Here is a 22,938-nt window from a genome sequence, read left to right on the forward strand (position 1 = left end):
CCGGTCAGAACTTGTGGGCGCCGTGGGTGCCCAGGCTCATGATGTATTGCAGCCAGACCACGTTGTCGGTCATGTCGGGGCGGGACTGGTCCCGGTTGTATTGCAGGCGCACCCGAGAGAACTCGGAGGGGCTCCAGTCCACCATCACCGAGTTGCGCCGGGGATTGTAGGACTCCAAATAGGGCATCGCCGCCATCGGCACCAGGCCCTCCTGGACCACGCCGATCTGGGCGTTGCCGGAACTCAGGCGGTCGTGGCGCATGCCCACCCGCCAGGTGGGCATGAACTGGTAGACCGCCTGGGCGTACCAGCCGGACTGGGTGGAGCGGTAGCCGCCGTCCACCGCCCCCACCGGGCCGCCGGCACCGCTGTCGTCGTAGCCGAAGGCGCCGTTCTCGGTGCGGCGGAAGTATTCGCCCTGGAACTTGAAGTTGCGGTACTGGGGGTTGCCCTGGGGCGCCCATTTCCAGACGAAGTCGGCGATCCAGGTCTTGCTCGTGCCGGTGAAGGTCTGGGTCACGCCGCTGGCCAGGGGATCGTCGTAGGTCCGCCCGTTGGGCTTGGTCTGGAAGTAGGACAGGCCGGTCTTCCAGCTGTGGGACGCGCCCACGTCGCCGCCCAGGTGGGCGAACAGGGCGCCGGACATGAAGCCGTTCTTGTTGCGGCTCTCGTCCCGGGACGGGAAGCTGCGCGCCCGGGCAGCCTCGGCGCCGATCTCGAAGAAGGTCTCGGTGGGCGCCAGCCAGCGCGCTTGCACCCCGTCCATGCCCAGGTTGAAGCCGAAGAAGGCCTGGTAGGGCAGGGGCGCGTCGGCGAAGTCCCACTCGTGGGGGTGCTGCTCGTTCAGGTAGCCGACGCCGGAGAGGAAACGGCCGGCCTTGATGTTGAAGCCCTGGCCCAGCCCCAGGGTCTGGATGCTGGCTTCTTCCACCCCCACCGTGTTGTCCGGCGCCAGGGAGGCGCGCAGGGTGCCGCGGAACAGATGGTCCACGTTGGCCGAGATGGCCAGCTCCGACTCGCCCAGGTTGAAGCTGCGCGCCGTCGGCATGGCCTCGCCCAGGGTCGGCACGAAGCCCTGGATACGGTAGGGCCGGTCCGGGTTCTGGGAGGTGTTGACGTAGGTACCGGTGAGGATCAGGGAGATTTCCGGGTTGAACGCCGAGGCCGAGGCCGGGCGCTGGCTGGCGGCCTGGGCGCTGACCTGGGCCGCCGTGGCCACGTTTTCGGCGGCGCTGGCCCGGGTTTCGGCGGCGCTGGCGGCGTTCTGGGCCGTGGTGGCGCTGCCCTGGGCGGCCACCGCTGCGGTCTCGGCCTTGCCGGCGCGGGTCTCGGCCGACTGGAGGCGGGCCTCCAGGGCGGCGATGCGTTTCTCGTAGCCGTCCTTCATGGCTTTCAGCTGGGCGCGGATCTCGGCCAGGTCGTCCTTGTCGGCGGCCAAGGCCGGCAACGGGAACGCCGTCGACAAGGCCAGCGCCAGGGCGGTGCTGCGCAGGGAATGGTTCATGGGTTCTCCTTGTGTGCTGGGGTGACGTCTGTCGGTTCGGGGGAGTCAGGCAGGGCCACGGAGGCCCCAGGCTCGGAACAGTCCCGGGCGCCGCAGAAGAGGCGGAAGGCGCCTTCCACGTATTCCCGGGGCAGGCGGTCCACGATGAACACCAGCCGGGTCGCCCGGTCGGCGTAGGCCGGATCGGCAGGCCAGGCCGGCAGCCGGGTTTCCGGGTAGCGCAGGTGCTGGACGGCCTGGACCACCCGGGGGGAGTCCTCGCCGCGCACCGCCACCAGCCCCTTCAGGCGCAGGATGCGGTCGCCGCAGGTACCGAGCAGCACGTCCAGGGCTTCGGCGAACTCGCCCCAGGCCAGGGGCTCGGTAAAGCGCAGGACGAAGGCGCGCACCTGGTCCGAATGGCGGTTGGCGTCGTGGACGTGGGCATGGCCGGGGGCGGCGGCGCGCACCGCCTCATCGGCCAGCCAACGGGCCACATCCGGATGCTTGCCGGCGGGCGCGTAGAGGCCCAGGTCGATGAACGACTCCGGCGCCAGGGGGCCGGCGGGCTCCAGGGCCAGGCGCGGCGCCCCCGGGTTGAGGGCGGCCAGGGCCGCTTCGGTGGCGGCGCGCTCGGCCGGCGTGGCCAGGTCGCACTTGGTCAGCAGCAGCCGGTCGGCCATGGCCGCCTGCTTGAGCGCCTCCCGGTGGGCCGCCAGGGTGGCGGCGCCGTTGAGGGTATCGACCGCGGTGAGCACGCCGTCGAGGCGGTAGCGTTCGGCGAGGAAGAAGTCTTCGAGCAGGGTGTAGATCACCGGGGCCGGGTCGGCCAGGCCGGTGGTTTCGATGATCACCCGGGTGATCGGCGGCACCTGGCGGCGCAGGGCGCGCATGAACAGGTCCTTGAGGCTGCGGGCCAGGTCGCCGCGCACGGTGCAGCACAGGCAGCCGGAATCGAGCAGGACCAGGTTCTCGTCGATCTTCTCGACCAGGTGGTGATCGACGCCGACCTCGCCGAACTCGTTGATCAGCACCGCCGCCCCGGCAAAGGCGGGAGTCTTGAGCAGGCGGTTGAGCAGAGTGGTCTTGCCGGCGCCGAGAAAGCCGGTGAGCAGGGTCACCGGAATGCGCCGGTCGGCGGCTGGCGTGCTCATTGCCCAGCCTCAACGTCGGCGGCCGGCTTTTGCAGGCAGCCGTTCAGGCCCCGTTCGAGCAGTTCCCGGGGCAGGTTGCGGCCGATGAAGACGAAGCGCGAGCGGCGCGGCTGGCCCGCCGGCCAGAGTCCTTCCGGGGTGCCGCCCATCATCATGTGCACGCCCTGGAAGACGATCCGCTCGGGCCGCCCATCCATGGCCAGCACACCCTTGTAGCGCAGCAGGTCGTTGCCGTAGACCATCACCAGGCCGCCCAGGAAGTCCTCCAGGCGGGCCCCATCGAAGTCCCGCTCGGCCTCGAAGACGAAGGCGCTGATGTCGTCCTGGTGGTGATGGCGGTGGGAGGTGAGGAAATCCGGCGCCACCTCCAGGATGGCATCCAGGTCGAAGCCGCGCACGTCGAGCAGGGCGTCCAGGGGGGCATTGCCGAAGGGGGCGTCCATCAGCCGGGCCCGGGGGTTGATGGCGCGCAGCCGGGCGGTCAGCTCCGCCAGGGCCGCCGGCTCGGCCAGGTCGGTCTTGGACAGCAGCAGCCGGTCGGCAAAGCCGGCCTGGGCGCGGGCCTCGCCGTGGGCGTCGAGCTGGGCGGCGCCGTGCACCGCATCCACCACCGTCACCACCGCGTCGAGCTTGTAGCAGCGCGCCACGTCCTCGTCGGCGAAGAAGGTCTGGGCCACCGGCCCCGGGTCGGCCAGGCCGGTGGTCTCGATGATCACCCGGGCGAAGTCGATCAGGCCGGCCTCGCGGCGGATCGCCAGGTCGGTGAGGATGCGGATCAGGTCGCCGCGCACGGTGCAGCAGATGCAGCCGTTGTTCATCTCGACGATGGTCTCGTCGGAGCCGAGCAGCAGCTCGTTGTCCACGCCCACCTCGCCGAACTCATTCTCGATCACGGCGATGCGCTCGCCGTGGCGTTCGGTCAGGATGCGATTGAGCAGGGTGGTCTTGCCCGCGCCGAGAAAGCCGGTGAGCAGGGTGACGGGAATGGGGGCGGTGCGGCTCACGGACGGACTCCGGCGGATGTTGCGGCAAACGAAGGGAGGAGCATGGCGGCGGCCCCCGGGCGGCAGCGGGCCGCGCCGCTCCGACGGGCGGCGCGGGACAGGGGTGCCACGGTCAGGCCTTGCCGCTGTTGCAGCGGTCGCACTGGCCGTGCAGATCGAGCTCGGCGCGCTGCAACTGGAAGCCGGCGGGCAGCTCCGGCGGCGGCGGTGGCGGGGTGTCGAGGCAATACACCTGGCCGCAGTCGTCGCAGTGGAAGTGCAGGTGGTTCTGGTGCTTACCGTCCCGGGCGGCGGCGTAGCGGGTCACCCGGGTGGCGTCCACGCCGCGGGTGGCCAGGCCGGCCTCGGCCAGCCAGTCGAGCACCCGGTAGAGGGTCACCCGGTCGCCGGCGTCCGGCCCCAGGGCGGTCTCCACGTCGTGGTGAGACATGGGCGTGGGCGCCTCGCGCAGCAGGGTCAGCACCCGCACCCGGGCCGGGGTGACCCGGGCGCCGATGGCGCGCAGGGCGGCGGCCGCCGGAGAGGCCACCGGGGCCGCGCCGTCTGCGTCAGCGGCAGAGGGAGGGAGGGGGGACGGAGCAGTAGCCATGGCGCCATGATAAACGCTACACGACCGCAAATGCAACAGAGTTGCACAAATGGAATAAAAACATGGCGACACCCCTGCGCCAAACCCCAATAGGGACGGGCATCTTCACGATGCCATCCTGGAGAGCAAGCAATGGCGCGGCATTCGGCGATGGCAACGCGGAGATGCCCGCCAGTCGCGGCGATTGCAGGGGGGTGGCACACCGCCCCGGGAGAGTCCCAGGCCCGTGCCGAAATTTCCACGGTGCGGCGGCAGCCTGACAGCCTCATCCATGGCACCCGGCCGGCTGGCCGCGTCCCATGGGGACGAAGGCACGGGGCAGAGCGCGGGTCTCCGCCCGGCCGCCCCGGCTCAGTCCACCTGGACGAGCAGGCCCTTCAGGTATTCGCCCTCGGGGAAGGCCAGGGCCACCGGGTGGTCCGGGCCGCCGGCCAGGCGGCGCAGAATGCGGGCGTCGCGGCCGGCGTCGCTGGCGGCGCCGGCGACGATCTTCTGGAACAGGTCCACGCCGATGCCGCCGGAGCAGGAATAGGTGAGCAGCAGCCCGCCCGGAGGCAGCAGGCGCAGGGCCAGCAGGTTGATGTCCTTGTAGGCCCGGGAGGCGCGCTCGGCGTGGGCCGCGGAAGGGGCGAACTTGGGCGGGTCGAGAATGATCAGGTCGAACTGTTCGCCGGACTTGCGGATGGCGCGCAGCTCCTCGAACACGTCGGCCTCGCGCCACTCGGCCCGGGCCGGGTCGAGCCCCGGGTTGAGGGCCAGGTTGCGCTTGGCCTGTTCCAGGGCCGGGCCGGAGGAATCCACCGACACCACGTGGGCGGCACCGCCGGCCAGGGCTTGCAGGGAAAAGCCGCCGGTGTAGCAAAAGCAGTTGAGCACGCGCTTGCCTTTGGCCAGCTGGCCGGTGAGCAGCCGGTTCTCGCGCTGGTCCAGGTAGAAGCCGGTCTTGTGCCCGCCGGCCACGTCCACGCCGAGGCGCACGCCGTTCTCGACGATGGAGAGCGGCGCCTCCCCTTCCCCGGCCAGCCAGCCGGTGGTGGGCTCCAGCCCCTCCATGGCGCGCACGTCGGAATCGGAGCGCTCGTAGACCCGGGTCACCCCCAGGGGGGCGCCGGCCTGGAGCAGGGCATGGACGATGGCCTTGCGCCATTTGTCGGCGCCGGCGCTGGTCAGCTGCACCACCACCGTGTCGCCGTAGCGGTCGGCGATCACCCCGGGCAGGCCGTCGGATTCGGCGTGGAGCAGGCGCACCCCGCCCTCCGGCCCCAGATCGGCGGCCAGCTCGGGCAGGGCCTGGCGGCGGGCCACGGCGGCGGCGATGCGGCGTTTGAAGAAGGCGTCGTCGATGGATTCGGCGGCGTCGAAGGTCCACATGCGCACCCGGATCTGGGATTTGGGGCTGTAGGCGCCCCGGCCGAGCGGCGTGCCGTCGTCGGCCAGCACCTCCACCGTGTCCCCGGGCCGGGCCCGGCCCTCCAGGCGGCCGACCGAGCCGGCGAAGATCCAGGGGTGGCGGCGCCGCAGGGAGCGGTCCTTGCCGGGCAGGAGGACGAGTTGGGCCATGGGGAGGCTTTCGCAGAACGGGAGAAAAACGGGGGAAGACGGAAAAACGCACTGCGGCGCCCGGAAGGCGCCGCGAAGGCGGGAGTGTACTGACCCGGAGCGGGGGATGCCAGCGGCGCGCGCACCCCGGCGGTCAAGCAAGCGCCGGAGCCGGCAGGATAGGGCGGAGACTCGGCAGCGGCACGGCAGTATCGGGGCAAGGGTTAGAAAGCGCCTCGACTCCCGCCACGCCCCCTAACTGCCGAATAGCCCTTCCAGCCCGCGCCCGGCCCCGTAGGTGACGGCGGCAGCGGCCAGGCCGATGACCAGCTGGCGCAGCCCGGACCAGGCGGCATGGCGGCCGGTGAACAGGGAGATGCCGGCGCCGATGGCGAACAGGCCCAGGGCGCTGGCTATGGCACAGCCGATGATGGCCGTCTGGCCGTCGAGATAAAAGAGGGGCAGCACCGGCACCAGCGCCCCCACCAGGAAGACCACGAAGGAAGCCGCCGCGGCATTGCCGGCGGAACCGCCCAGGTCGTCCGGGTTGATGCCCAGCTCTTCCCGGGCCAGGGTGTCGAGAGCAGCGGACTTGTCGGCGATCACCCGGGCGGCGATGGCCTCGGCCTCGGCGGCCTCGAAGCCCTTGGCCCGGTAGATCAGGGCCAGCTCGGCCTGTTCCTCGGCGGGCACCTCGGCCAGTTCGTCGGCCTCGGCGGCGATCTGCCTGGCGTACATCTCCCGGCTGCTCTGTACCGAGATCCACTCGCCCATGGCCATCGAGCAGGCGCCGGCGAGCATGCCGGCCAGGCCGGTGGCGAGCACGGTGGACGCTTCGAACTGGGCGCCGGCCACCCCCATCACCAGGCTGAAGGTGGACACCAGCCCGTCGTTGGCCCCCAGCACCGCGGCGCGCAGGGCGTTACCGCCGCCGGCGCCGTGGCGGCCTTCGAGCCGGGCGTAGGCGCCGCCGTCCCAGGCTGCCCCGCCCGGGGACGCCAGGCGGGCGAGCAGGCGGGCGTGGGAGCGTTCCTGGGCGGGCATCTGGGTGCCGCTGGCCTCGCGCTGGGCGTCGTAGGTGGTGCGGTCCTGGCTTTCCTGGGCGGCCACCACCGGCAGCACGGTCTTGGCCCCCAGACGCCGGGCCAGGGCCATCAGCACCCGGGCGCGCCAGGAGGGCAGCAAGGGCGGGCGCTGGGCGCCGGCCTTGACCAGGCGGCGGCACCAGAACTCGACGTGGGCCTCTTCCACCTGGGCCAGGCGGCGGTACACGTCGGCCAGCTCGGGCTGGGGCTCGTGGTCGGCCATGGCCCGGTACAGGGCGGCGCTGTCCACCTCGCTTTGCAGGTTGCGCCGGTAGCGGCGCAGGTCGTCGGGATTGGCGCGACCGCCCCGGGGTAGGGCTGCTTGCTTGGATTCGTCCGGGGCGCTCATTTGCGCTTGGCCCGGGGGTGGGCGGCGTCGTACACCTTGGCCAGGTGCTGAAAGTCCAGGTGGGTGTAGACCTGGGTCGAGGCAATGCTGGCATGGCCAAGCATCTCCTGCACGGCGCGCAGGTCGCCGGAGGATTGCAGCACGTGGGAGGCGAAGGAGTGGCGCAGCATATGGGGATGGACATGTACCTCCAGCCCGAGGCGGCGCGCCCGCTGGTCGAGGCGCACCCCCACCATGGCGTCCGACAGGCGGCGCCCGAGGCGGGAGACGAACAGGGCCGGCTCGTCCGGCGCGGCCAGCTCGCCGCGCACCGCCAGCCAGGCTTCGATGGCGGCCTTGGCGGCGGACCCCACCGGCACGATGCGTGGCTTGGAACGCTTGCCCAGCACCCGCACCTCGCCCCCGGCCAGGTCGGCCAGGCAATCGAGGTTAAGGCCGGTCAGCTCGGCGCGGCGCAGCCCCGAGGAATAGAACAGCTCGAACATGGCCTTGTCGCGGCAGAGCAGGCGCGGGTCGGCGTTGTCGCCGGCGCCCGGATCGTCGCCGTCGAGCAGGCGCTGGGCCTCGTCCGGGGAGAGAACCTTGGGCAGGCGCTTGGGCGATTTGGGCGCCCGCACCCCTTCCACCGGATTGGCACCCGGGCCGCCCCGGGCGGCGAACCAGCGGTAGAAGCCGCGCCAGGACGAGAGCAGCCGGGCGATCGAGCGCCCGGACAGCCCGCCGCCGTGCAGGGTGGCGGCAAAGCGACGGATGTGGTGGCCCTGGATGGCGTCCAGGGTCAGGGGCGAGGCCAGCCCGGCGGCCAGGCCGGCCAGCCGCTCCAGGTCGCGACCGTAGTTGGCCACGGTGTGGGGCGAGGAGCGGCGCTGGTCGCGCAGCTCGGCGCAGAAGGCGGCGATGCGGGCGGCATCGGCGGGGGCCACGGCCGGCGCCGGGGCCAGGGTCGGTTCAGCGCCGGAGGGCAGGCGCTGCATTGGCGCCGCCCCCCCGGTGCGAGGCCGGGGAGCCGGCTTGGCCCGGGTGGTCATGGCGCTCAGGCCGGGCGGGCCACCCGCAGAAAGGCAGCCGAAACCAGTTCGCCGAGGCGCTCCAGGTACAGGGTGCCCATGTCGGCGTAGAAACGCTGGGCGTCCTCGCTGCCCAGGGCGATCATGCCCAGGGTGGCGCCGCCGCTGCGCAGGGCGATCAGGGCCTGGGAGCGCACGTGGGGGGCGTCGGGGCCGAACCAGGAGGAGGTCTCGAAGCCGTGGGCGGCGCCACAGTAGGGCTTGCCCAGGGTTTCGGCGAACACCGCCAGCTCCTCGCCGAAGGCCAGGAAGTCGGGCAGCTCGGCGCCCTCGCCCATGCCCGCCGGGGTGTCCCACAGGCGCAGGGCCACGTGGGGCACCTCGAAGTCTTCCTTGAGCTGCATGTGCACCGCGTTGGCCACGGCCAGGGGCGAGGCGGCGGCCACCAGGGAGACAGCCAGCCGGTGCAGCTTCTCGGAGATGGCGTCGTTCTGCTCGCCGTAACGCATCAACTCCATCAGCCGGCCTTCCAGGGTGCGGTTCTGCTCGCGCAGGGTGAGCATCTGACGCTCGGTGATGGAGATGGCGCGGCCGCCGTGGGGGTGGGGAATCACCACCCGGGCCATCAGGTCGGCGTAGTCCTCGAAGAACTGGGGGTGGTTCTGCAAGTAGTGGGCGACGTCTTCGGCGCGCAGGGCGGCGGTGGTGGCGCTCATAGGGTGATTTCTCCGGAAAAGACGGTGACGGCCGGGCCGGTCATGAGCACCGGGGTGCCCTCGCCGCCCCAGGCGATGGTCAGGAAGCCGCCCCGGGTCTCGACCCGGACCGGGGAATCGAGCAGGCCCCGGGCGATGCCGGACACCACGGCGGCGCAGGCGCCGGTGCCGCAGGCCAGGGTCTCGCCGGCGCCGCGCTCATAGACGCGCAGGCGGATGCTGTGGCGGTCCGCCACCTGCATGAAGCCGGCGTTGACCCGCCTGGGGAAGCGCGGGTGGGATTCGATGATCGGCCCCTGGCGCTCCACCGGGGCGCTGTCCACGTCGGCCACCACCTGGACGGCGTGGGGGTTGCCCATGGACACGGCGGTGATCAGGACCTCCTCGTCCCCCACTTGGAGGGGCTGGACCGTCTCCCGGCTGGGGCTGACGAAGGGCACCTGGTCCGGTTCGAACACCGGCACGCCCATGTCCACCGTGACCTCGCCGTCGTCGTTGAGGCGCGGTTCGATGATGCCCTTCTGGGTTTCGACCCGGATGGCGCGCTTGTCGGTCAGGCCCTGGTCGTGCACGAAGCGCACGAAGCAGCGGGCGCCGTTGCCGCATTGCTCCACCTCGCCGCCGTCGGCGTTGAAGATGCGGTAGCGGAAATCGACGCCGGGCTGGGAGGCGGGCTCCACCAGCAGCAATTGGTCGCAGCCGACGCCGAAGTGGCGGTCGGCCAGGGCGCGCACCTGGGCGGCGCTGAGGTTTACGGACTGGCGCACGCCGTCGATGACGACGAAGTCGTTGCCCAGGCCGTGCATCTTGGAAAACTTGAGGTTCATGATGGGGTAGCGTAACGCGTCAACGCGGGGTGGTGCTGGATAGATTGCGGACCATTATAAAGTCGTCCATGACGAAGCCGTTGCCGATGTCCTTGGTGACGGATTCGCGCACGGCAAAGCCGTGCTTGCGGTAGGCGCCGATGGCCGGGGCGTTGTGCTTGTTGACCGCCAGGACCAGGGTTTGGCAGCCCCGGGCGGCGGCCCGTTCCACCACGTGGGCGATCAGGGCGCCGCCCAGGCCGCCGCGCTGGTGGGCCGGGTCCAGGTAGAGCTTGTCGAGCTTGGCTTCATCCCCTTCCGGCGAAAACAGGGTGGAGGCGAAGCCGATGCGCGCGCCGTCGCGCCATAGCACGTCCCAGGCCACGTCGTCCCGGCCCAGTTCCTCGGCCAGCACCGTAGCGTTGTAGCGCTGCGCCAGCATGTAATCGATCTGGCCCTGGGTGATGATGCCCGGGTAGGTGGCCTGCCAGATGCGCCGGGCCAGTTCGGCCACCGGGCCGATGTCGGCCGCATCCATGGGGCGGATGGCGGCGCCGGCGGGCAGTCGGGAAGCGTTGCTCATGGCCGTCCTCAGTTCCTCAGTAGATGCGCGGCTCGCCCGGCGGGCGGGTCTTGAAGCGCTTGTGCACCCAGTAGTACTGCTCGGGCATGGTCAGCACCCAGCGCTCGATCTCGGCATTCATGCGCCGGGTGTCGGCGTCCAGGTCGTCGGTGGGGTAGTCGGTCCACGGCTCGCCGAACTCCACTTCGTAGCCGGCGCCGTCGGGCAGTGCCCGGGTGACCACCGGCAGCACCGTCGCCCGGCCCAGGGTGGACAGCCGGGGTAGGCCGGAAATGGTGGCCGCCTGGACGCCGAAGAAGGGCACGAAGATCGAATCCCGGGGGCCGTAGTCCATGTCCGGCAGGTAGTAGAACGGCCGGTGCGCCTTGAGGGCCCGGGCAATGCCGCGCACCCCGTCCTGGCGCGACAGCAGCTGCTGGTCGCCGAAGCGGGTGCGGCCGTGCAGCAGCCACTTGTCCAGGATCGGGTTCTTCTGGTGGGCGTACATGCTGGCGCAGTTGTAGCTCATGGCGATGCGCGCGCCGCCCCAGTCCAGGCCGACGAAGTGGGGGGCGAGCAGGATCACCGGCTGGCCGACCAGGGCGTCGAAGCGCTCCTGGTTCTTGAAGCGCACCAGGCGGCGGATGCGCGCCTCGGGGGCGAACCACAGGATGCTGCGCTCGAGGAAGCTGCGCGCCACCATGGCGAAGTGGTCCTTGGCCAGGCGCACCCGTTCGGCGTCGGACAGGTGGGGGAAGCACAGCTTGAGGTTGGTCAGCACGACCTTGCGGCGCGGCGCAGCCAGCCAGTAGAACAGGCTGCCCAGCCCGCGGCCGATGGCGACAAAGGCCGGCAGGGGCAGCCAGTGCAGCAGCCAGAGCAGCCCCAGGGCGAGGTAAGTGAAGAATTTGCTCATGGGGCGGTCGGCGGAGTGTTCATGGGAGCGACGTCGACGTCCGGCGCCGGCGGCGCGCCGGACGGCTGCTTGTAGCGGTTGTAGGCCCACAGGTACTGGGTCGGGCATTCCCGGATCATGGCCTCCACCTCCCGGTTGATCTGGGCGGCGCGGGCCACGGTATCGCCCTCCAGGGGCGTGAGCGGGGGACGGATGTGGTAGTGGTAGCCCTGGCCGTCCGGCAGGCGCTCCATGTACACAAACAGGGTGGCGGCGCCGGTTTCGGTGAGCCGGGCCGCCAGGGTCATGGTGTAGGCGGGGCGGCCGAAGAAGGGCAGCCACTCGCCCTGGCCGGCGCCGGGGGCCTGGTCGGGCAGCAGGCCGACCATTTCCTTGTGCTTCAGAGCGCGGATCAGGGTGCGCACCCCGGCCAGGTCGGCGGCGGCCACCCGCATCCGGTCGCCGCGCACCCGGCCGGCCAGGAGGAATTCCTTCATCCAGGCCTGCTTGGGCTCCCGATACAGCACCGTGATCGGCACCCCGTGGGCGTGGCGGGCCAGGTACTGGGCGGCGATCTCGAAGCAGCCCAGGTGGGGCGTGAGGAAGATCACTCCCTTGCCCCGAGCCTGGGCTTCGGCCACGTGTTCCCAGCCGCTCACCCGCTTGACCCGGTCGGTCACCGCCTCCAGGGAGGACAGCCAGGTGGAGGGCAACTCCAGGGCTCCCTTGCCGGACTCGGCCATCGCCTCCGGCAGCAGCCGGTCGGCCTCGGCAACCCCCAGGGCCAGGGCAAGGTTGGCCCGGGCCTGCTCCCGGACGCGGGGGGCGAAACGGTAGGCCAGCCGCCCGAGCATGGCGCCGGCGCCATGCAGCAGCGGCAGGGGCAGCCGGGCGATTCCTTTGAAAATAAGGCGGTAAATCAGGGACATGAATAGGGTCTTTAGTGCCCGTCGGCTTGACCGGGTCCGGCCAAAAAGCGAGAATTATCGGACCGCCGAGTTAAACGGACAACTTGCAGGGCGGCGCCGGCCATGAAAAGCCGGCGACAAATACTGCTAAAGCGTCACCGCTCGCATCCCCGGAGCCGGTACGCCGGCAACAATCCGGGGATTTTGTTTTTGGAGCGTCCACCACTCATGTCGAACAACTACTTCTTCACTTCGGAGTCCGTCTCCGAAGGCCATCCCGACAAAGTCGCGGACCAGATTTCCGACGCCATCCTGGACGCCATCCTGACCCAGGACCCCAAGGCCCGCGTCGCCGCCGAGACCCTGTGCAACACCGGTCTGGTGGTGCTGGCCGGCGAGATCACCACCCACGCCAACGTGGACTACATCCAGGTGGCCCGGGACACCATCCGCCGCATCGGCTACGACAACACCGAGTACGGCATCGACTACAAGGGCTGCGCCGTGCTGGTGGCCTACGACAAGCAGAGCCCCGACATCGCCCAGGGCGTGGACAAGGCCCACGACGACGGCCTGGACCAGGGCGCCGGCGACCAGGGCCTGATGTTCGGCTACGCCTGTGACGAAACCCCGTCCCTGATGCCCCTGCCGATCTACCTGTCCCACCGTCTGGTGGAACGCCAGTCCCTGCTGCGCCGCGACGGCCGCCTGCCCTGGCTACGCCCGGACGCCAAGTCCCAGGTCACCATCCGCTACGAGGACGGCAAGCCGGTGGCCATCGACACCGTGGTGCTGTCCACCCAGCACTCTCCGGACATCCCCCTGGACAGCCTGCGCGAGGCGGTGATCGAGGACGTGATCAAGCCCGTGCTGCCCAAGGAGCTGATCAAGGGCGAGATCAAGTACCTGGTGAACCCCACCGGCCGCTTCGTCATCGGCGGCCCGCAAGGCGACTGCGGCCTGACCGGGCGCAAGATCATCGTCGACACCTACGGCGGTGCCGCCCCCCACGGCGGTGGCGCCTTCTCCGGCAAGGACCCCTCCAAGGTGGACCGTTCCGCTGCCTATGCCGGCCGCTACGTGGCCAAGAACATCGTCGCCGCCGGCCTGGCCAGCAAGTGCCTGGTGCAGGTGTCCTACGCCATCGGCGTGGCCCAGCCGACCTCGATCATGGTCGAGACCTTCGGTACCGGCAAGGTGAGCAACGAGAAGCTGACCGAACTGGTGCGCGCCCACTTCGACCTGCGCCCCAAGGGCATCGTGCAGATGCTCGACCTGCTGCGCCCGATCTACCAGAAGACCGCCGCCTACGGGCACTTCGGCCGGGACGAGCCGGAATTCACCTGGGAAGCCACCGACAAGGCGCAGATCCTGCGCGCCGCCGCCGGGCTGTAAAGCAGGGCAAGCAAGGCCCGGTTCCGGCGCCAGCCGGGACCGACCGCGACGGGGAGCTTCGGCTCCCCGTCATCGTTTCGGCCGGCCGAGCCTGGGCTGGCCGGTCCAGACAGGGGGAGCGTGGCGTATTTCTTTGGTCCGTTCCGGCACGTGCCTATAAACTAGGCAGCCTACCCATTTCAGATACGCGCATGCTCAAGCGAATCTCGGTCGACCATCTGCGGGTCGGCATGCACCTGCACGAACTCTGCGGTTCCTGGATGGAGCACCCGTTCTGGCGCTCCGCCTTCCTGCTCGAAGACCCGGAAGACATCCAGCGCATTCTCGACAGCAGCATCCGCGAGGTGTGGATCGACACCACCAAAGGCTTCGACGTGGCCGAAGGCCAGGCCAAGGAGGAATCCGACGCCGCGGTGGAGCGCGAGCTGCTGCGCGCCGCCGGCAGCGAGCCCGCGCCGGCTATCGAAAAGGTCTCCATGTCCATGGAGCTGGAACGGGCCGCCCGCATCTGCGCCAAGTCGCGCCAGGCGGTCACCTCCATGTTCCAGGAAGCGCGCATGGGCAAGGCCCTGGACGCGGCCAACGCCCAGCCCCTGGTAGACGAGATTTCCAATTCGGTGCTGCGCAACCCCGGCGCCCTGATCAGCCTGGCCCGACTCAAGACTGCCGACGACTACACCTACATGCACTCGGTGGCGGTCTGTGCCCTGATGATCGCCCTGGCCCGGGAACTGGGCCTGAGCGAACCCGAAGTGCGCGAAGCCGGCATGGCCGGCCTGCTCCACGACCTGGGCAAGATGGCCATCGACCCGGCCATTCTCAACAAGCCGGGCAAGCTCACCGACGCCGAGTTCCTAGCGGTGAAGAGCCATCCGGCCGAAGGCCACGCCATGCTGCTGGCCGGCAGCGGGGTGAGCGACGTGGCCCTGGACGTGTGCCTGCACCACCACGAGAAGATCGACGGCAGCGGCTACCCGGAGCGCCTCAAGGGCGACCAGATCAGTCTCTACGCCAAGATGGGCGCGGTCTGCGACGTCTACGACGCGATCACCTCGAACCGCCCCTACAAATCCGGCTGGGACCCGGCCGAGTCCCTGCGCAAGATGGCCGAATGGGCCGAGGGCCACTTCGACCCGGCGGTGTTCAAGGCCTTCGTCAAGACCGTGGGCATCTACCCGGTGGGCTCCCTGGTGCGCCTCGAATCGGGCCGCCTCGGGGTGGTCATGGAGCAGAACCCCAAGTCCCTGCTGGTGCCGCGCCTCAAGGTGTTCTACTCGACCAAGGCCCAGGCGCGCATCCGTCCCGAGATCGTGGACCTGGGCCAGCCCGGCTGCCATGAAAAGATCGCCAGCCGGGAAGACCCGGAAAAGTGGCGCTTCCCCGACCTCAACCAGCTCTGGGGCGGCCCCGCCGAACCCCTCTGACCCGCCCCATCCCCGGGCGGCGGCGGGCATTGAGCAAACCGCGCCGGGGACGTATCATCCGCCTTCTTCCGAGGAGCGTTGCAGCCGGTCCGCCGTTTGGCGACCGACCGGTCAGGCTCGGAAGGTGCCCGGCGCCCTGCCGTGGCACCCAGGTCAACGGCGCTCACCCGCATATGTCTTTCAACCCTGCCGGGTTCGGAGACGGGTGAGCAGACTGCCGCACCCCCATCCCCCCGGCCACACGATCCGGAGTTCTATATGAACGCTGTGGCTGACCTCAAGGGCGACTTCTGCGTCGCCGACCTCTCCCTGGCCGACTGGGGCCGCAAGGAAATCCGCATTGCCGAGACCGAAATGCCCGGTCTGATGGCGATCCGCGAAGAATTTTCCGCCAAGCAGCCCCTGAAGGGCGCCCGCATCACCGGCTCCCTGCACATGACCATCCAGACGGCGGTACTGATCGAGACCCTGACCGCCCTGGGCGCCGAAGTGCGCTGGGCCTCCTGCAACATCTTCTCGACCCAGGACCACGCCGCCGCCGCCATCGCCGCCAGCGGCGTGCCGGTGTTCGCCATCAAGGGCGAATCCCTGGAAGACTACTGGGACTACACCCACCGCATCTTCGAGTGGACCGACGGTGGTTACTCGAACATGATCCTCGACGATGGCGGCGACGCCACCCTGCTGCTGCACCTGGGCGCCCGGGCCGAGAAGGACCTGTCCGTGCTCGACAACCCGGACAGCGAGGAAGCCGTGGTGCTGTTCGCCTCCATCCGCGCCAAGCTGAAGACGGACCCGACCTGGTATTCGACCCGCCTGGCCCAGATCAAGGGCGTCACCGAGGAGACCACCACCGGGGTGCATCGCCTCTACCAGATGCACGCCAAGGGCGAGCTGAAGTTCCCGGCCATCAACGTCAACGACTCGGTCACCAAGTCCAAGTTCGACAACCTCTACGGCTGCCGCGAGTCCCTGGTGGACGGCATCAAGCGCGCCACCGACGTGATGATCGCCGGCAAGATCGGCGTGGTGCTCGGCTACGGCGACGTGGGCAAGGGCTGCGCCCAGTCCCTGCGCGGCCTCGGCGCCACCGTCTGGGTCACCGAGATCGACCCGATCTGCGCCCTGCAAGCCGCCATGGAAGGCTACCGCGTGGTGACCATGGACGAAGCCGCCGCCCTGGGCGACATTTTCGTCACCACCACCGGCAACGTCGGCGTGATCACCCACGGCCACATGAAGGCGATGAAGAACAACGCCATCGTCTGCAACATCGGCCACTTCGACTCCGAGATCGAAGTCGCCAGCCTGCGCCAGTACGAGTGGGAAAACATCAAGCCCCAGGTGGACCACATCATCTTCCCCGACGGCAAGCGCCTGATCCTGCTGGCCGAAGGCCGCCTGGTGAACCTGGGTTGCGCCACCGGCCACCCCAGCTTCGTCATGAGCAACTCCTTCGCCAACCAGACCCTGGCCCAGATCGAGCTGTACGCCAAGACCGAGCAATACCCGGTGGGCGTATACGTGCTGCCCAAGCAGCTCGACGAAATGGTCGCCCGCCTGCACCTGAAGAAGATCGGCGCCAACCTCACCGAGCTGACCGACGCCCAGGCCGCCTACATCGGCGTGCCCAAGAACGGTCCCTTCAAGCCCAACCACTACCGCTACTAAGCGGCCCCGCGTCCCGGCCGGCGCCCCACGTCAATGCGCGGGGCGCCGGCTGGGCGCCCGAACACCTTGCTGGCGCGGCGCCTTCCCTCGCTGAGGAAGTGCTGCGCCCTTGCGGAGCCACACCATGGACGGACTCTCGGCCTTTGCCACCCTCACCGCCGTGCATCTGCTGGCGGCGGCGACGCCCGGCCCCGACTTCGCCATGGTAGTCCGCCAGTCGCTGCTCGCCGGACGACGGGCTGGGCTGCTCACCAGCCTGGGCATCGCCCTGGGGCTGGCGGTGCACATCGCCTATTCCGCCGCCGGTCTGGCGGCCCTGATCGCCCACTCGGCCGCCTGGCTCACCGCTCTCAAGCTGGCCGGCGGGGCTTACCTGCTCTACCTGGGCTGGAAGGGCCTGCGTGCCCGGCCCACGGCGACGCCGGACGCCGCCGACGGCGCGCCGAACAGCGCCCCCGCGCATGAATCGGCCCGGCGCCACCTGGGCCGGGGCTTTCTCACCAACGCCCTCAACCCCAAGGCGCCCCTGTACTTCCTCGCCCTGTTCACCCTGGTCCTCAGCCCGGCCACGCCCCTGCCGCGCCTGGCCGCCTACGGCCTGTGGCTGATGGCGTTGCAGTTCGCCTGGTTCGCCCTGGTCACCCTGTTCTTCACCCAGCCCCGGGTGCGCGCCGCCTTCCTGCGCTGCGGCCACTGGCTGGAGCGGGCCTTCGGCGCCGCCCTGGCGGTGCTCGGCCTGCGCCTGTTGCTGAGCGCGGAACGCTGAACCGACACCGGCCATGACCATGGATTCCTTCCACCGCCGCGCCCAGCGCGCCGCCCCGGCGCACAAGGCGCCCGCCTCCCACGCCCGTCCCGCCGGCCGGCAGCGCGCCGACCAGGCCCTGGTGGCCCGGGGGCTGGCCGAATCGCGCACCGCCGCCCAGCGCCTGATCGCCGCTGGCCGGGTGCTGGCCGACCTGGGCAAGGGCTGGGAGGCCGTGGCCAAGCCCAGCCTGGAAGTGGCCGACGACACGCCGCTGCAACTCCTGCCCGGCGACGAGGACCGCTACGTATCCCGCGGCGGCCTCAAGCTGGCCGGGGCCCTGGCCGCCTGCGCCATCGACCCGGCGGGGCAGACCTGCCTCGACCTGGGCCAGTCCACCGGCGGCTTTACCGACTGCCTGCTGCACGCCGGTGCGGCTCGGGTGGTGGGGGTGGAAGTGGGCCACGGCCAGATCCACCCGCGCCTGGCGGGCGATCCCCGGGTCGTCACCCTGGAAGGCATCAACGCCCGGGCCCTGAGCCCGGCCGACCTGGGCGAGCACTTTCCCGCCGCCGGCTTCGACCTGATCGTGGGCGACCTGTCGTTCATCTCCCTGACCCTGATCCTGCCCCGGGTGCCGGCCCTGCTCGCCCCGGGCGGCACCCTGCTGCTGCTGGTCAAGCCCCAGTTCGAAGTGGGGCCGGACAAGCTGGCCAAGGGCGGGCTGGTCAAGGCCGCCACCCTCTACCCCCAGGTGGAGGCGCGGATGCGCACGGCCGCCGCCGACCTCGGCCTCACGGTGCACCACTACGTGGACAGCCCGATCACCGGCGGCGACGGCAACCGGGAATTCTTCATCCACGCCGGCCGCGCCTGACACCTGAATCCATTATTCCAAGACTGCAAGACTGACAACCCACGCCATGACCACGCCCACCATGACGCCCGCGACCCTGCCCATCTCGATCGAATTCTTCCCGCCGCAAACCCCGGAAGGGGCGGACAAGCTGCGCGCCACCCGGGCCCGCCTGGCCGCCCTCAATCCGGAATTCTTCTCGGTGACCTACGGCGCCGGCGGCTCGACCCAGGAGCGCACCTTCGCCATCGTGCGCGAGATCCAGGATGAGGGCCGCGCCGCCGCCCCCCACCTGTCCTGCGTCGGCGCCACCCGGGAAAGCATCCGCGAAATCCTCGCCGGCTTCCGCGCCCAGGGCATCCGCCGCATCGTCGCCCTGCGCGGCGATCTGCCCTCGGGCATGGCCAGCCTGGGCGAATTCCGCTACGCCAGCGACCTGGTGAGCTTCATCCGCGCCGAGACCGGCAGCGCCGCCGAGGGCGGCTTCCACCTGGAAGTGGCGGCCTACCCGGAGGTGCACCCCCAGGCCGCCTCGTTCGAGTCAGACCTGGCCGCCTTCGTCACCAAGGCCCGCGCCGGGGCCGACTCGGCCATCACCCAGTTCTTCTACAACCCGGACGCCTACGCCCACTTCGTCGCTCGGGTGCGGGACGCCGGGGTCGAGATTCCGATCGTGCCGGGCATCATGCCCATCGCCAGCTACACCAAGCTGGCCCGCTTCGCCGACCAGTGTGGCGCCGAGATCCCGCGCTGGGTGCGGCGCCAGTTCGAGGCCTACGGGGACGATGCAGAAGCGGTGCGGGAATTCGGCCTGGAGGTGGTCACCGGCCTGTGCCGTACCCTGATCGCCCAGGGCGCGCCGGGGCTGCACTTCTACTGCCTCAACCAGGCCGACCTGACCCTGGAGATCGTGCGCCGCCTCAAGGCGTAACGGGTTGCGGCCGGACGGACGGCCGCCGGGGCCACGATGCGGGGTAGCGCAAGCCGCTGCCCCAAACCCTAGAACTGGCGCGGGGTTTCAGGTGGTCTGCCTGAAACCCCGCGCCAGTTCTCATTCTCCAGCCGCCATGGCTGAAAGTCCGCGCCCCGCCTAGACCTCCAGCAGGTTTGCCTGGCGGGCCACCACCTCGGGAATATCCCCCGCCGGGATCGGCCGACTACAGTAGTAGCCCTGGTACTCGTCGCAGGACAGGTCGGCCAGGTAGGCCAGCTGCTCGGCGGTTTCCACCCCTTCGGCGGTGACCTGCATGCCCAGGCTGCGGGCCAGGCCGACGATGGCGGTGACGATGGCGGCATCGTTGGCGTCGGTGCTCAGGTCGCGCACGAAGGCCTGGTCGATCTTCAGCCGTTGCAGGGGGAAGCGCTTCAGGTAGGCGAGGCTCGAATAGCCGGTGCCGAAGTCGTCAATGGCCAGCTGCACCCCCATGTCCGACAACTCCCACAGGTGCGAGATGGCCTGCTCGGTGTTGTCCATCAGGGTGGATTCGGTGATCTCCAGCTCCAGGCGGTGCGCCGCCAGCCCGGCCTCTTCCAGGGCGGCCTTGACCTGGGTGGGCAGCTGGCTCTGGCGGAATTGCAGGGCGGACAGGTTCACCGCCACCCGCAGGTCCAAGCCCTGCTCCTGCCAGCGCGCCGTCTGGCGGGTGGCTTCCTTGAGCACCCAGTCCCCCAGACTGAGGATCAGCCCGGATTCCTCGGCCACCGGGATGAAGCGGGCCGGCGAGATCAGGCCCTTTTCCGGATGCTGCCAGCGCACCAGGGCCTCGACCCCCACCACCCGGCCGCCGGCCACTTCGACCTGGGGCTGGTAGGCGAGAAACAGCTGGCCCGCGGCCAGGGCGTGGCGCAGGTCGTTTTCCAGGGCGAAGCGGTCCAGGGCCTGGGCGTTCATTTCCGGGGCGAAGAAGCGGAAGCCGCCCCGTTCCGCCTCCTTGGCGTGGCGGGCGGCGGCGTCGGCGTCGCGCAGCAGGCCGGCGCCGTCCCGGGTGTCGTGGGGGAACAGGCTGATGCCGGCGGTGACGGTCACCTCCACCGGCTGGGTGCTCAGGTCGTAGCGCCGGCACAGGTCGCCGAGCAGTTGCTGGGCGCGCCAGGCGGCCCGGTCCACGCCGCAGCGGGGCAGCAGCACGGCGAATTCGTCGGCGCCCATGCGTGCCGCCATCTCCCCTTCCTGAATCGCCGCGCCGAGGCGGGCGGCGATGGCCTGGAGCAGTTCGTCCCCGGCCCCCGGCCCGAGGGAATCGTTCACCGCCTGGAAGCGATCCACGTTGAGCAGGATCAGGGCCAGCTCCTCCCGGTCGAAGGCGGCCTCCTCGATGGATCGGTGCAGGCGCTCCTGGAGCATCACCCGGTTGGGCAGGCCGGTGAGCAGGTCGAAGTTGGCGAGGAAGCGGATGCGCTCCTCGGCCTCCTTGTAGCGGGACAGGTCGGAGCTGACGATGACGTAGTGGGTGAGGCGGCCGGCGGAATCGCGCAGGGTGGTGACCGAGTGCCACAGGGCGATCTGCTCGCCCCCCTTGCGGGTGTGCCAGACCTCGCCCTGCCACATGCCGCGGATTTCCGCCTCCTGCCACATGCGTTCGTAGAAGGCGCCCTCGTGGCGGCTGGAACGGAGCATGGCGGGGGGCTTGCCCACCACCTCGTCGGCCTCGTAGCCGTTGATTCGGGTGAAGGCCGGGTTGACCCGGATGATGCGGTGCTCGGCGTCGGTGATCATGATCGCGTCGTTGCTGCTGGCGATCACCTGGGCAGCCAGGCGCAGGGAGGCCTCGGCCTGGCGGCGCTCGTCGATCTCCCGCGACAGGGCGGCGTTGCTGGCGGCCAGGGTCTCCTGGTGGCGGCCGATCTCGTCCATCATCCCGGCCAGGGCGGCGGACAGCCGGCCGATCTCGTCGCGCCCCGGCTTGGGCAACTGGGCCAGGGCCTCGGCCTTGGCCCGGCCGCCGTCGAAGGCCCGGGCCGCGTCGCTCAGGGCTTGCAGACGGCGCGCCACCAACCGGTCGAGAACGGCCCACAGCAGCAGGCAGAGCAGGGCGATGCCGGCGCCGATGACCAAAAAGCGCCGTCCCGCTTCCCACCGTGCCAAGTCCTTGGCCACGCCCAGGTCGTACTCCAGGTACAGGTAGCCCACCCGGGTGGCGCGCAGTTCCCCCGGAGGCGGCGGCAGGCGCAGGGGGTAGATCGACCACAAGGTAGTGCGCTCGGGGGACAGCAGCACCTCACCGGCCATGCGCAGGCCGGCGGCGGCGAAATGCTCGGCCGGGGGCATGCCCGGCAGCGAGGCGAAATCGGCCCCCTTGCGGTTGAAGCGGCTGGCGAGCTGCACCCGCAGCCGGTCGTCCAGCACCATCGCCTGGCGCAGGTGGGGCATGGCGGAAAGGCGCACCAGGGTGCGCTCGGCGGCGGCGCTGTCGCCGGCGATGATCTCGTCCTCCACCTCCGCCGCCAGCCGGTCGCCGTTGAAGGCGGCCAGGGACGTCACCTGCTGCTCGACCTCGGCGGCGCTGCGCACCCGGTCGGTCAGGTAGAAGCCCAACCCAAGCAGGGAGGCGAAGGCGAGCAGGGCGACCGGCAGGCCGTGGCGTAGCTTCATGAGCGGCCTCCGCCCTGGGGCAGGATGGCGGCGTCGCGCACCAGCCGGTCGTCGAGCACGCTGGCCGCCGGCGCCTGGCGCAACCAGCCCTGCTGCTCCATGAACGCCACCAGCCGGCCGGCCTGGACGTCCAGTTCCCCCCGGGGGGCCAGCAGTCTCCGGTTCTGCTCAATGTCCGGCAGGATCATGCCGGCCAGGGCCTGGCGAAACTGGTCGGGAGTGAGGTTGCTGCGGTGGGCCCCCTGGGCGATCACCGTCGCGTCGCCGCCGATCAGCCGCTGCTGTGCCCGGCCCAGGCCGTGGACCAGGGCCGCCACGTCGCCGGGCCGCTCGTCCAGGGCGGCCTGGCGCACCACCAGCACGTCCACGATCTCGTTGGGCATGGCGGTGCTGTCGTAGAGCACCCGGGCACCGCCGGCGGCGAGCCGGGAACGCACCGGCTCGCAAGTAGCCAGGGCATCCACCTCGCCGCGCTGCAAGGCGCGCTGCTGCTTGTCCAGGGAAAGCGGCACCACGGTCACGTCCCCCGCCGCCAGCCCGGCCGAGTTCAGGGCCCGGTAGAGCAGAAGGGAGGCGGTGGTGTTGGGCTCCAGCCCGATCCGCCGCCCCCGCAGGGCGCCCAGGGATTCCAGCCCAGGCTGGGCCACCACGGCGTCGCCGCCGGCGGACACGTCGAACACCAGCACCACCTTCACCGCCTCACCGTTACCCACCAGGGTCAGGGCCTCGTCCAGGGTCAGGGCGGCGGCATCCAGGGTGCCATTGCGGAAGGCCCGCATCACCTCGCCGGTGGCGGGAAAGTCGAGCACCCGCACCGCCGCTTCGCTGACCAGCCCCTGGTCCCGGGCCAGGAACAGGGCTTCGTAGCCCGGCCAGGGATTGGCCCCCACCGCCAGGGGTAGCCGCGGCTTGTCGCAGCCCGCCAGCAGGGCCAGGCCGAGCAGCATCAGCAGGCAGCGGCAAAGACGCCCGCCCGCCATGGCGGCGGCGCGACCGGACCGAAAAAAGGGGAAAGCCATGGGGGTAAAAAGGGACAGGCGGGAATAACAGGAAGGAATATGCCTGAATCCTATCGCCCGATCATGACTTGCCTCAAGGAATATCGCCGTAAACGAAAACGCCGGCTCCGCCTTGCGGCGGGCCGGCGATGGCCGGATA

19 protein-coding genes, 1 pseudogene and 1 riboswitch are annotated in these 22,938 nt (G+C 70.4%); of the genes and pseudogenes, 6 read left to right on the forward strand and 14 right to left on the reverse strand.

Annotated elements, in window-relative coordinates; all coding sequences use genetic code 11:
* Window positions 1-4 precede the first annotated feature (4 nt).
* From LWW89_RS08295 to LWW89_RS08350, 12 genes and pseudogenes are all read right to left on the reverse strand, one after another.
* A complete protein-coding gene (locus LWW89_RS08295; protein ID WP_293263611.1) occupies window positions 5-1,504 on the reverse strand; it encodes a hypothetical protein in 1,500 nt (499 codons plus the stop codon).
* Complete coding sequence (locus tag LWW89_RS08300) at window positions 1,501-2,637, reverse strand: GTP-binding protein (RefSeq protein ID WP_293263612.1); 1,137 nt, start codon at window positions 2,635-2,637, stop codon at window positions 1,501-1,503. The genes LWW89_RS08295 and LWW89_RS08300 overlap by 4 nt, the downstream gene beginning before the upstream one ends.
* On the reverse strand, window positions 2,634-3,641 hold the full coding sequence (locus tag LWW89_RS08305; protein WP_293263613.1) for a GTP-binding protein: 1,008 nt from the start codon (window positions 3,639-3,641) through the stop codon (window positions 2,634-2,636). Before LWW89_RS08305 ends, LWW89_RS08300 begins: the two co-directional genes overlap by 4 nt.
* Window positions 3,642-3,753: 112 nt before the next feature.
* Window positions 3,754-4,170: a transcriptional repressor gene (locus tag LWW89_RS08310; RefSeq protein WP_293263614.1), complete on the reverse strand. Its 417-nt coding sequence runs from the start codon at window positions 4,168-4,170 to the stop codon at window positions 3,754-3,756.
* Window positions 4,171-4,581: 411 nt separating this feature from the next.
* Window positions 4,582-5,790 (reverse strand): class I SAM-dependent rRNA methyltransferase, encoded by a 1,209-nt coding sequence (locus tag LWW89_RS08315; protein WP_293263615.1) that lies wholly within the window; start codon window positions 5,788-5,790, stop codon window positions 4,582-4,584.
* Between the two features lie 234 nt (window positions 5,791-6,024).
* Window positions 6,025-7,203, reverse strand: coding sequence for a VIT1/CCC1 transporter family protein (locus LWW89_RS08320; protein WP_293263616.1), 1,179 nt, complete (start codon window positions 7,201-7,203; stop codon window positions 6,025-6,027).
* Entirely contained in the window at window positions 7,200-8,177 is a 978-nt protein-coding gene (locus LWW89_RS08325) for a tyrosine recombinase XerC (protein ID WP_293263617.1), read from the reverse strand. The genes LWW89_RS08320 and LWW89_RS08325 overlap by 4 nt, the downstream gene beginning before the upstream one ends.
* A 59-nt stretch (window positions 8,178-8,236) precedes the next feature.
* Complete coding sequence (locus tag LWW89_RS08330) at window positions 8,237-8,926, reverse strand: DUF484 family protein (protein WP_293263618.1); 690 nt, start codon at window positions 8,924-8,926, stop codon at window positions 8,237-8,239.
* A complete protein-coding gene (gene dapF / locus LWW89_RS08335; protein WP_293263619.1) occupies window positions 8,923-9,753 on the reverse strand; it encodes a diaminopimelate epimerase in 831 nt (276 codons plus the stop codon). The genes LWW89_RS08330 and dapF overlap by 4 nt, the downstream gene beginning before the upstream one ends.
* 19 nt (window positions 9,754-9,772) lie before the next feature.
* Complete coding sequence (locus LWW89_RS08340) at window positions 9,773-10,315, reverse strand: GNAT family N-acetyltransferase (RefSeq protein ID WP_293263620.1); 543 nt, start codon at window positions 10,313-10,315, stop codon at window positions 9,773-9,775.
* Between the two features lie 16 nt (window positions 10,316-10,331).
* Window positions 10,332-11,210, reverse strand: a complete 879-nt coding sequence (locus tag LWW89_RS08345; protein WP_293263621.1) for a lipid A biosynthesis acyltransferase — start codon at window positions 11,208-11,210, stop codon at window positions 10,332-10,334.
* Window positions 11,207-12,121 (reverse strand): annotated as a pseudogene (locus tag LWW89_RS08350) (lysophospholipid acyltransferase family protein); the annotation flags it as partial. The gene LWW89_RS08345 and the pseudogene LWW89_RS08350, both read right to left, overlap by 4 nt.
* A gap of 204 nt (window positions 12,122-12,325) precedes the next feature.
* On the opposite strand from LWW89_RS08350, the gene metK reads away from it, so the two are divergent.
* The 6 genes from metK to metF all read left to right on the forward strand — a co-directional run bounded on the left by metK (window position 12,326) and on the right by metF (window position 19,119).
* Window positions 12,326-13,492 (forward strand): methionine adenosyltransferase, encoded by a 1,167-nt coding sequence (gene metK / locus LWW89_RS08355; protein ID WP_293263622.1) that lies wholly within the window; start codon window positions 12,326-12,328, stop codon window positions 13,490-13,492.
* 191 nt (window positions 13,493-13,683) lie between these two features.
* Window positions 13,684-14,916 carry an HD-GYP domain-containing protein gene (locus tag LWW89_RS08360; protein WP_293263623.1) on the forward strand — a complete coding sequence of 411 codons (1,233 nt, stop codon included), beginning with the start codon at window positions 13,684-13,686 and terminating at the stop codon, window positions 14,914-14,916.
* A 64-nt stretch (window positions 14,917-14,980) separates the two neighbouring features.
* A riboswitch (S-adenosyl-L-homocysteine riboswitch) is annotated at window positions 14,981-15,088 on the forward strand.
* Window positions 15,089-15,174: 86 nt separating this feature from the next.
* Window positions 15,175-16,587 (forward strand): adenosylhomocysteinase, encoded by a 1,413-nt coding sequence (gene ahcY / locus LWW89_RS08365; protein WP_293263624.1) that lies wholly within the window; start codon window positions 15,175-15,177, stop codon window positions 16,585-16,587.
* Between the two features lie 124 nt (window positions 16,588-16,711).
* Window positions 16,712-17,353 carry a LysE family transporter gene (locus LWW89_RS08370; RefSeq protein ID WP_293263625.1) on the forward strand — a complete coding sequence of 214 codons (642 nt, stop codon included), beginning with the start codon at window positions 16,712-16,714 and terminating at the stop codon, window positions 17,351-17,353.
* Between the two features lie 13 nt (window positions 17,354-17,366).
* Window positions 17,367-18,209 carry a TlyA family RNA methyltransferase gene (locus LWW89_RS08375; protein WP_293263626.1) on the forward strand — a complete coding sequence of 281 codons (843 nt, stop codon included), beginning with the start codon at window positions 17,367-17,369 and terminating at the stop codon, window positions 18,207-18,209.
* A gap of 46 nt (window positions 18,210-18,255) precedes the next feature.
* On the forward strand, window positions 18,256-19,119 hold the full coding sequence (gene metF, locus LWW89_RS08380; protein WP_293263627.1) for a methylenetetrahydrofolate reductase [NAD(P)H]: 864 nt from the start codon (window positions 18,256-18,258) through the stop codon (window positions 19,117-19,119).
* 159 nt (window positions 19,120-19,278) lie between these two features.
* Here the strand turns inward: metF and LWW89_RS08385 are convergent, their stop codons facing one another.
* Window positions 19,279-21,780, reverse strand: coding sequence for an EAL domain-containing protein (locus tag LWW89_RS08385; protein WP_293263628.1), 2,502 nt, complete (start codon window positions 21,778-21,780; stop codon window positions 19,279-19,281).
* Entirely contained in the window at window positions 21,777-22,799 is a 1,023-nt protein-coding gene (locus tag LWW89_RS08390) for an ABC transporter substrate-binding protein (protein WP_293263629.1), read from the reverse strand. Before LWW89_RS08390 ends, LWW89_RS08385 begins: the two co-directional genes overlap by 4 nt.
* Window positions 22,800-22,938 lie beyond the last annotated feature (139 nt).

It is taken from the genome of Oryzomicrobium sp. (genome assembly GCF_021287045.1).
In the GTDB taxonomy this organism is placed as follows: Bacteria; Pseudomonadota; Gammaproteobacteria; order Burkholderiales; family Rhodocyclaceae; genus Oryzomicrobium.

What these genes read in the sequence shown, in the direction of transcription:
- LWW89_RS08295 (WP_293263611.1), bottom strand. Translation starts at nt 1,504, where the DNA reads ATGAACCATTCCCTGCGCAGCACCGCCCTGGCGCTGGCCTTGTCGACG.
- LWW89_RS08300 (WP_293263612.1), bottom strand. Translation starts at nt 2,637, where the DNA reads ATGAGCACGCCAGCCGCCGACCGGCGCATTCCGGTGACCCTGCTCACC.
- LWW89_RS08315 (WP_293263615.1), bottom strand. Translation starts at nt 5,790, where the DNA reads ATGGCCCAACTCGTCCTCCTGCCCGGCAAGGACCGCTCCCTGCGGCGC.
- LWW89_RS08320 (WP_293263616.1), bottom strand. Translation starts at nt 7,203, where the DNA reads ATGAGCGCCCCGGACGAATCCAAGCAAGCAGCCCTACCCCGGGGCGGT.
- LWW89_RS08325 (WP_293263617.1), bottom strand. Translation starts at nt 8,177, where the DNA reads ATGCAGCGCCTGCCCTCCGGCGCTGAACCGACCCTGGCCCCGGCGCCG.
- LWW89_RS08330 (WP_293263618.1), bottom strand. Translation starts at nt 8,926, where the DNA reads ATGAGCGCCACCACCGCCGCCCTGCGCGCCGAAGACGTCGCCCACTAC.
- dapF (WP_293263619.1), bottom strand. Translation starts at nt 9,753, where the DNA reads ATGAACCTCAAGTTTTCCAAGATGCACGGCCTGGGCAACGACTTCGTC.
- LWW89_RS08340 (WP_293263620.1), bottom strand. Translation starts at nt 10,315, where the DNA reads ATGAGCAACGCTTCCCGACTGCCCGCCGGCGCCGCCATCCGCCCCATG.
- LWW89_RS08345 (WP_293263621.1), bottom strand. Translation starts at nt 11,210, where the DNA reads ATGAGCAAATTCTTCACTTACCTCGCCCTGGGGCTGCTCTGGCTGCTG.
- metK (WP_293263622.1), top strand. Translation starts at nt 12,326, where the DNA reads ATGTCGAACAACTACTTCTTCACTTCGGAGTCCGTCTCCGAAGGCCAT.
- LWW89_RS08360 (WP_293263623.1), top strand. Translation starts at nt 13,684, where the DNA reads ATGCTCAAGCGAATCTCGGTCGACCATCTGCGGGTCGGCATGCACCTG.
- ahcY (WP_293263624.1), top strand. Translation starts at nt 15,175, where the DNA reads ATGAACGCTGTGGCTGACCTCAAGGGCGACTTCTGCGTCGCCGACCTC.
- LWW89_RS08370 (WP_293263625.1), top strand. Translation starts at nt 16,712, where the DNA reads ATGGACGGACTCTCGGCCTTTGCCACCCTCACCGCCGTGCATCTGCTG.
- LWW89_RS08375 (WP_293263626.1), top strand. Translation starts at nt 17,367, where the DNA reads ATGACCATGGATTCCTTCCACCGCCGCGCCCAGCGCGCCGCCCCGGCG.
- metF (WP_293263627.1), top strand. Translation starts at nt 18,256, where the DNA reads ATGACCACGCCCACCATGACGCCCGCGACCCTGCCCATCTCGATCGAA.
- LWW89_RS08385 (WP_293263628.1), bottom strand. Translation starts at nt 21,780, where the DNA reads ATGAAGCTACGCCACGGCCTGCCGGTCGCCCTGCTCGCCTTCGCCTCC.
- LWW89_RS08390 (WP_293263629.1), bottom strand. Translation starts at nt 22,799, where the DNA reads ATGGCTTTCCCCTTTTTTCGGTCCGGTCGCGCCGCCGCCATGGCGGGC.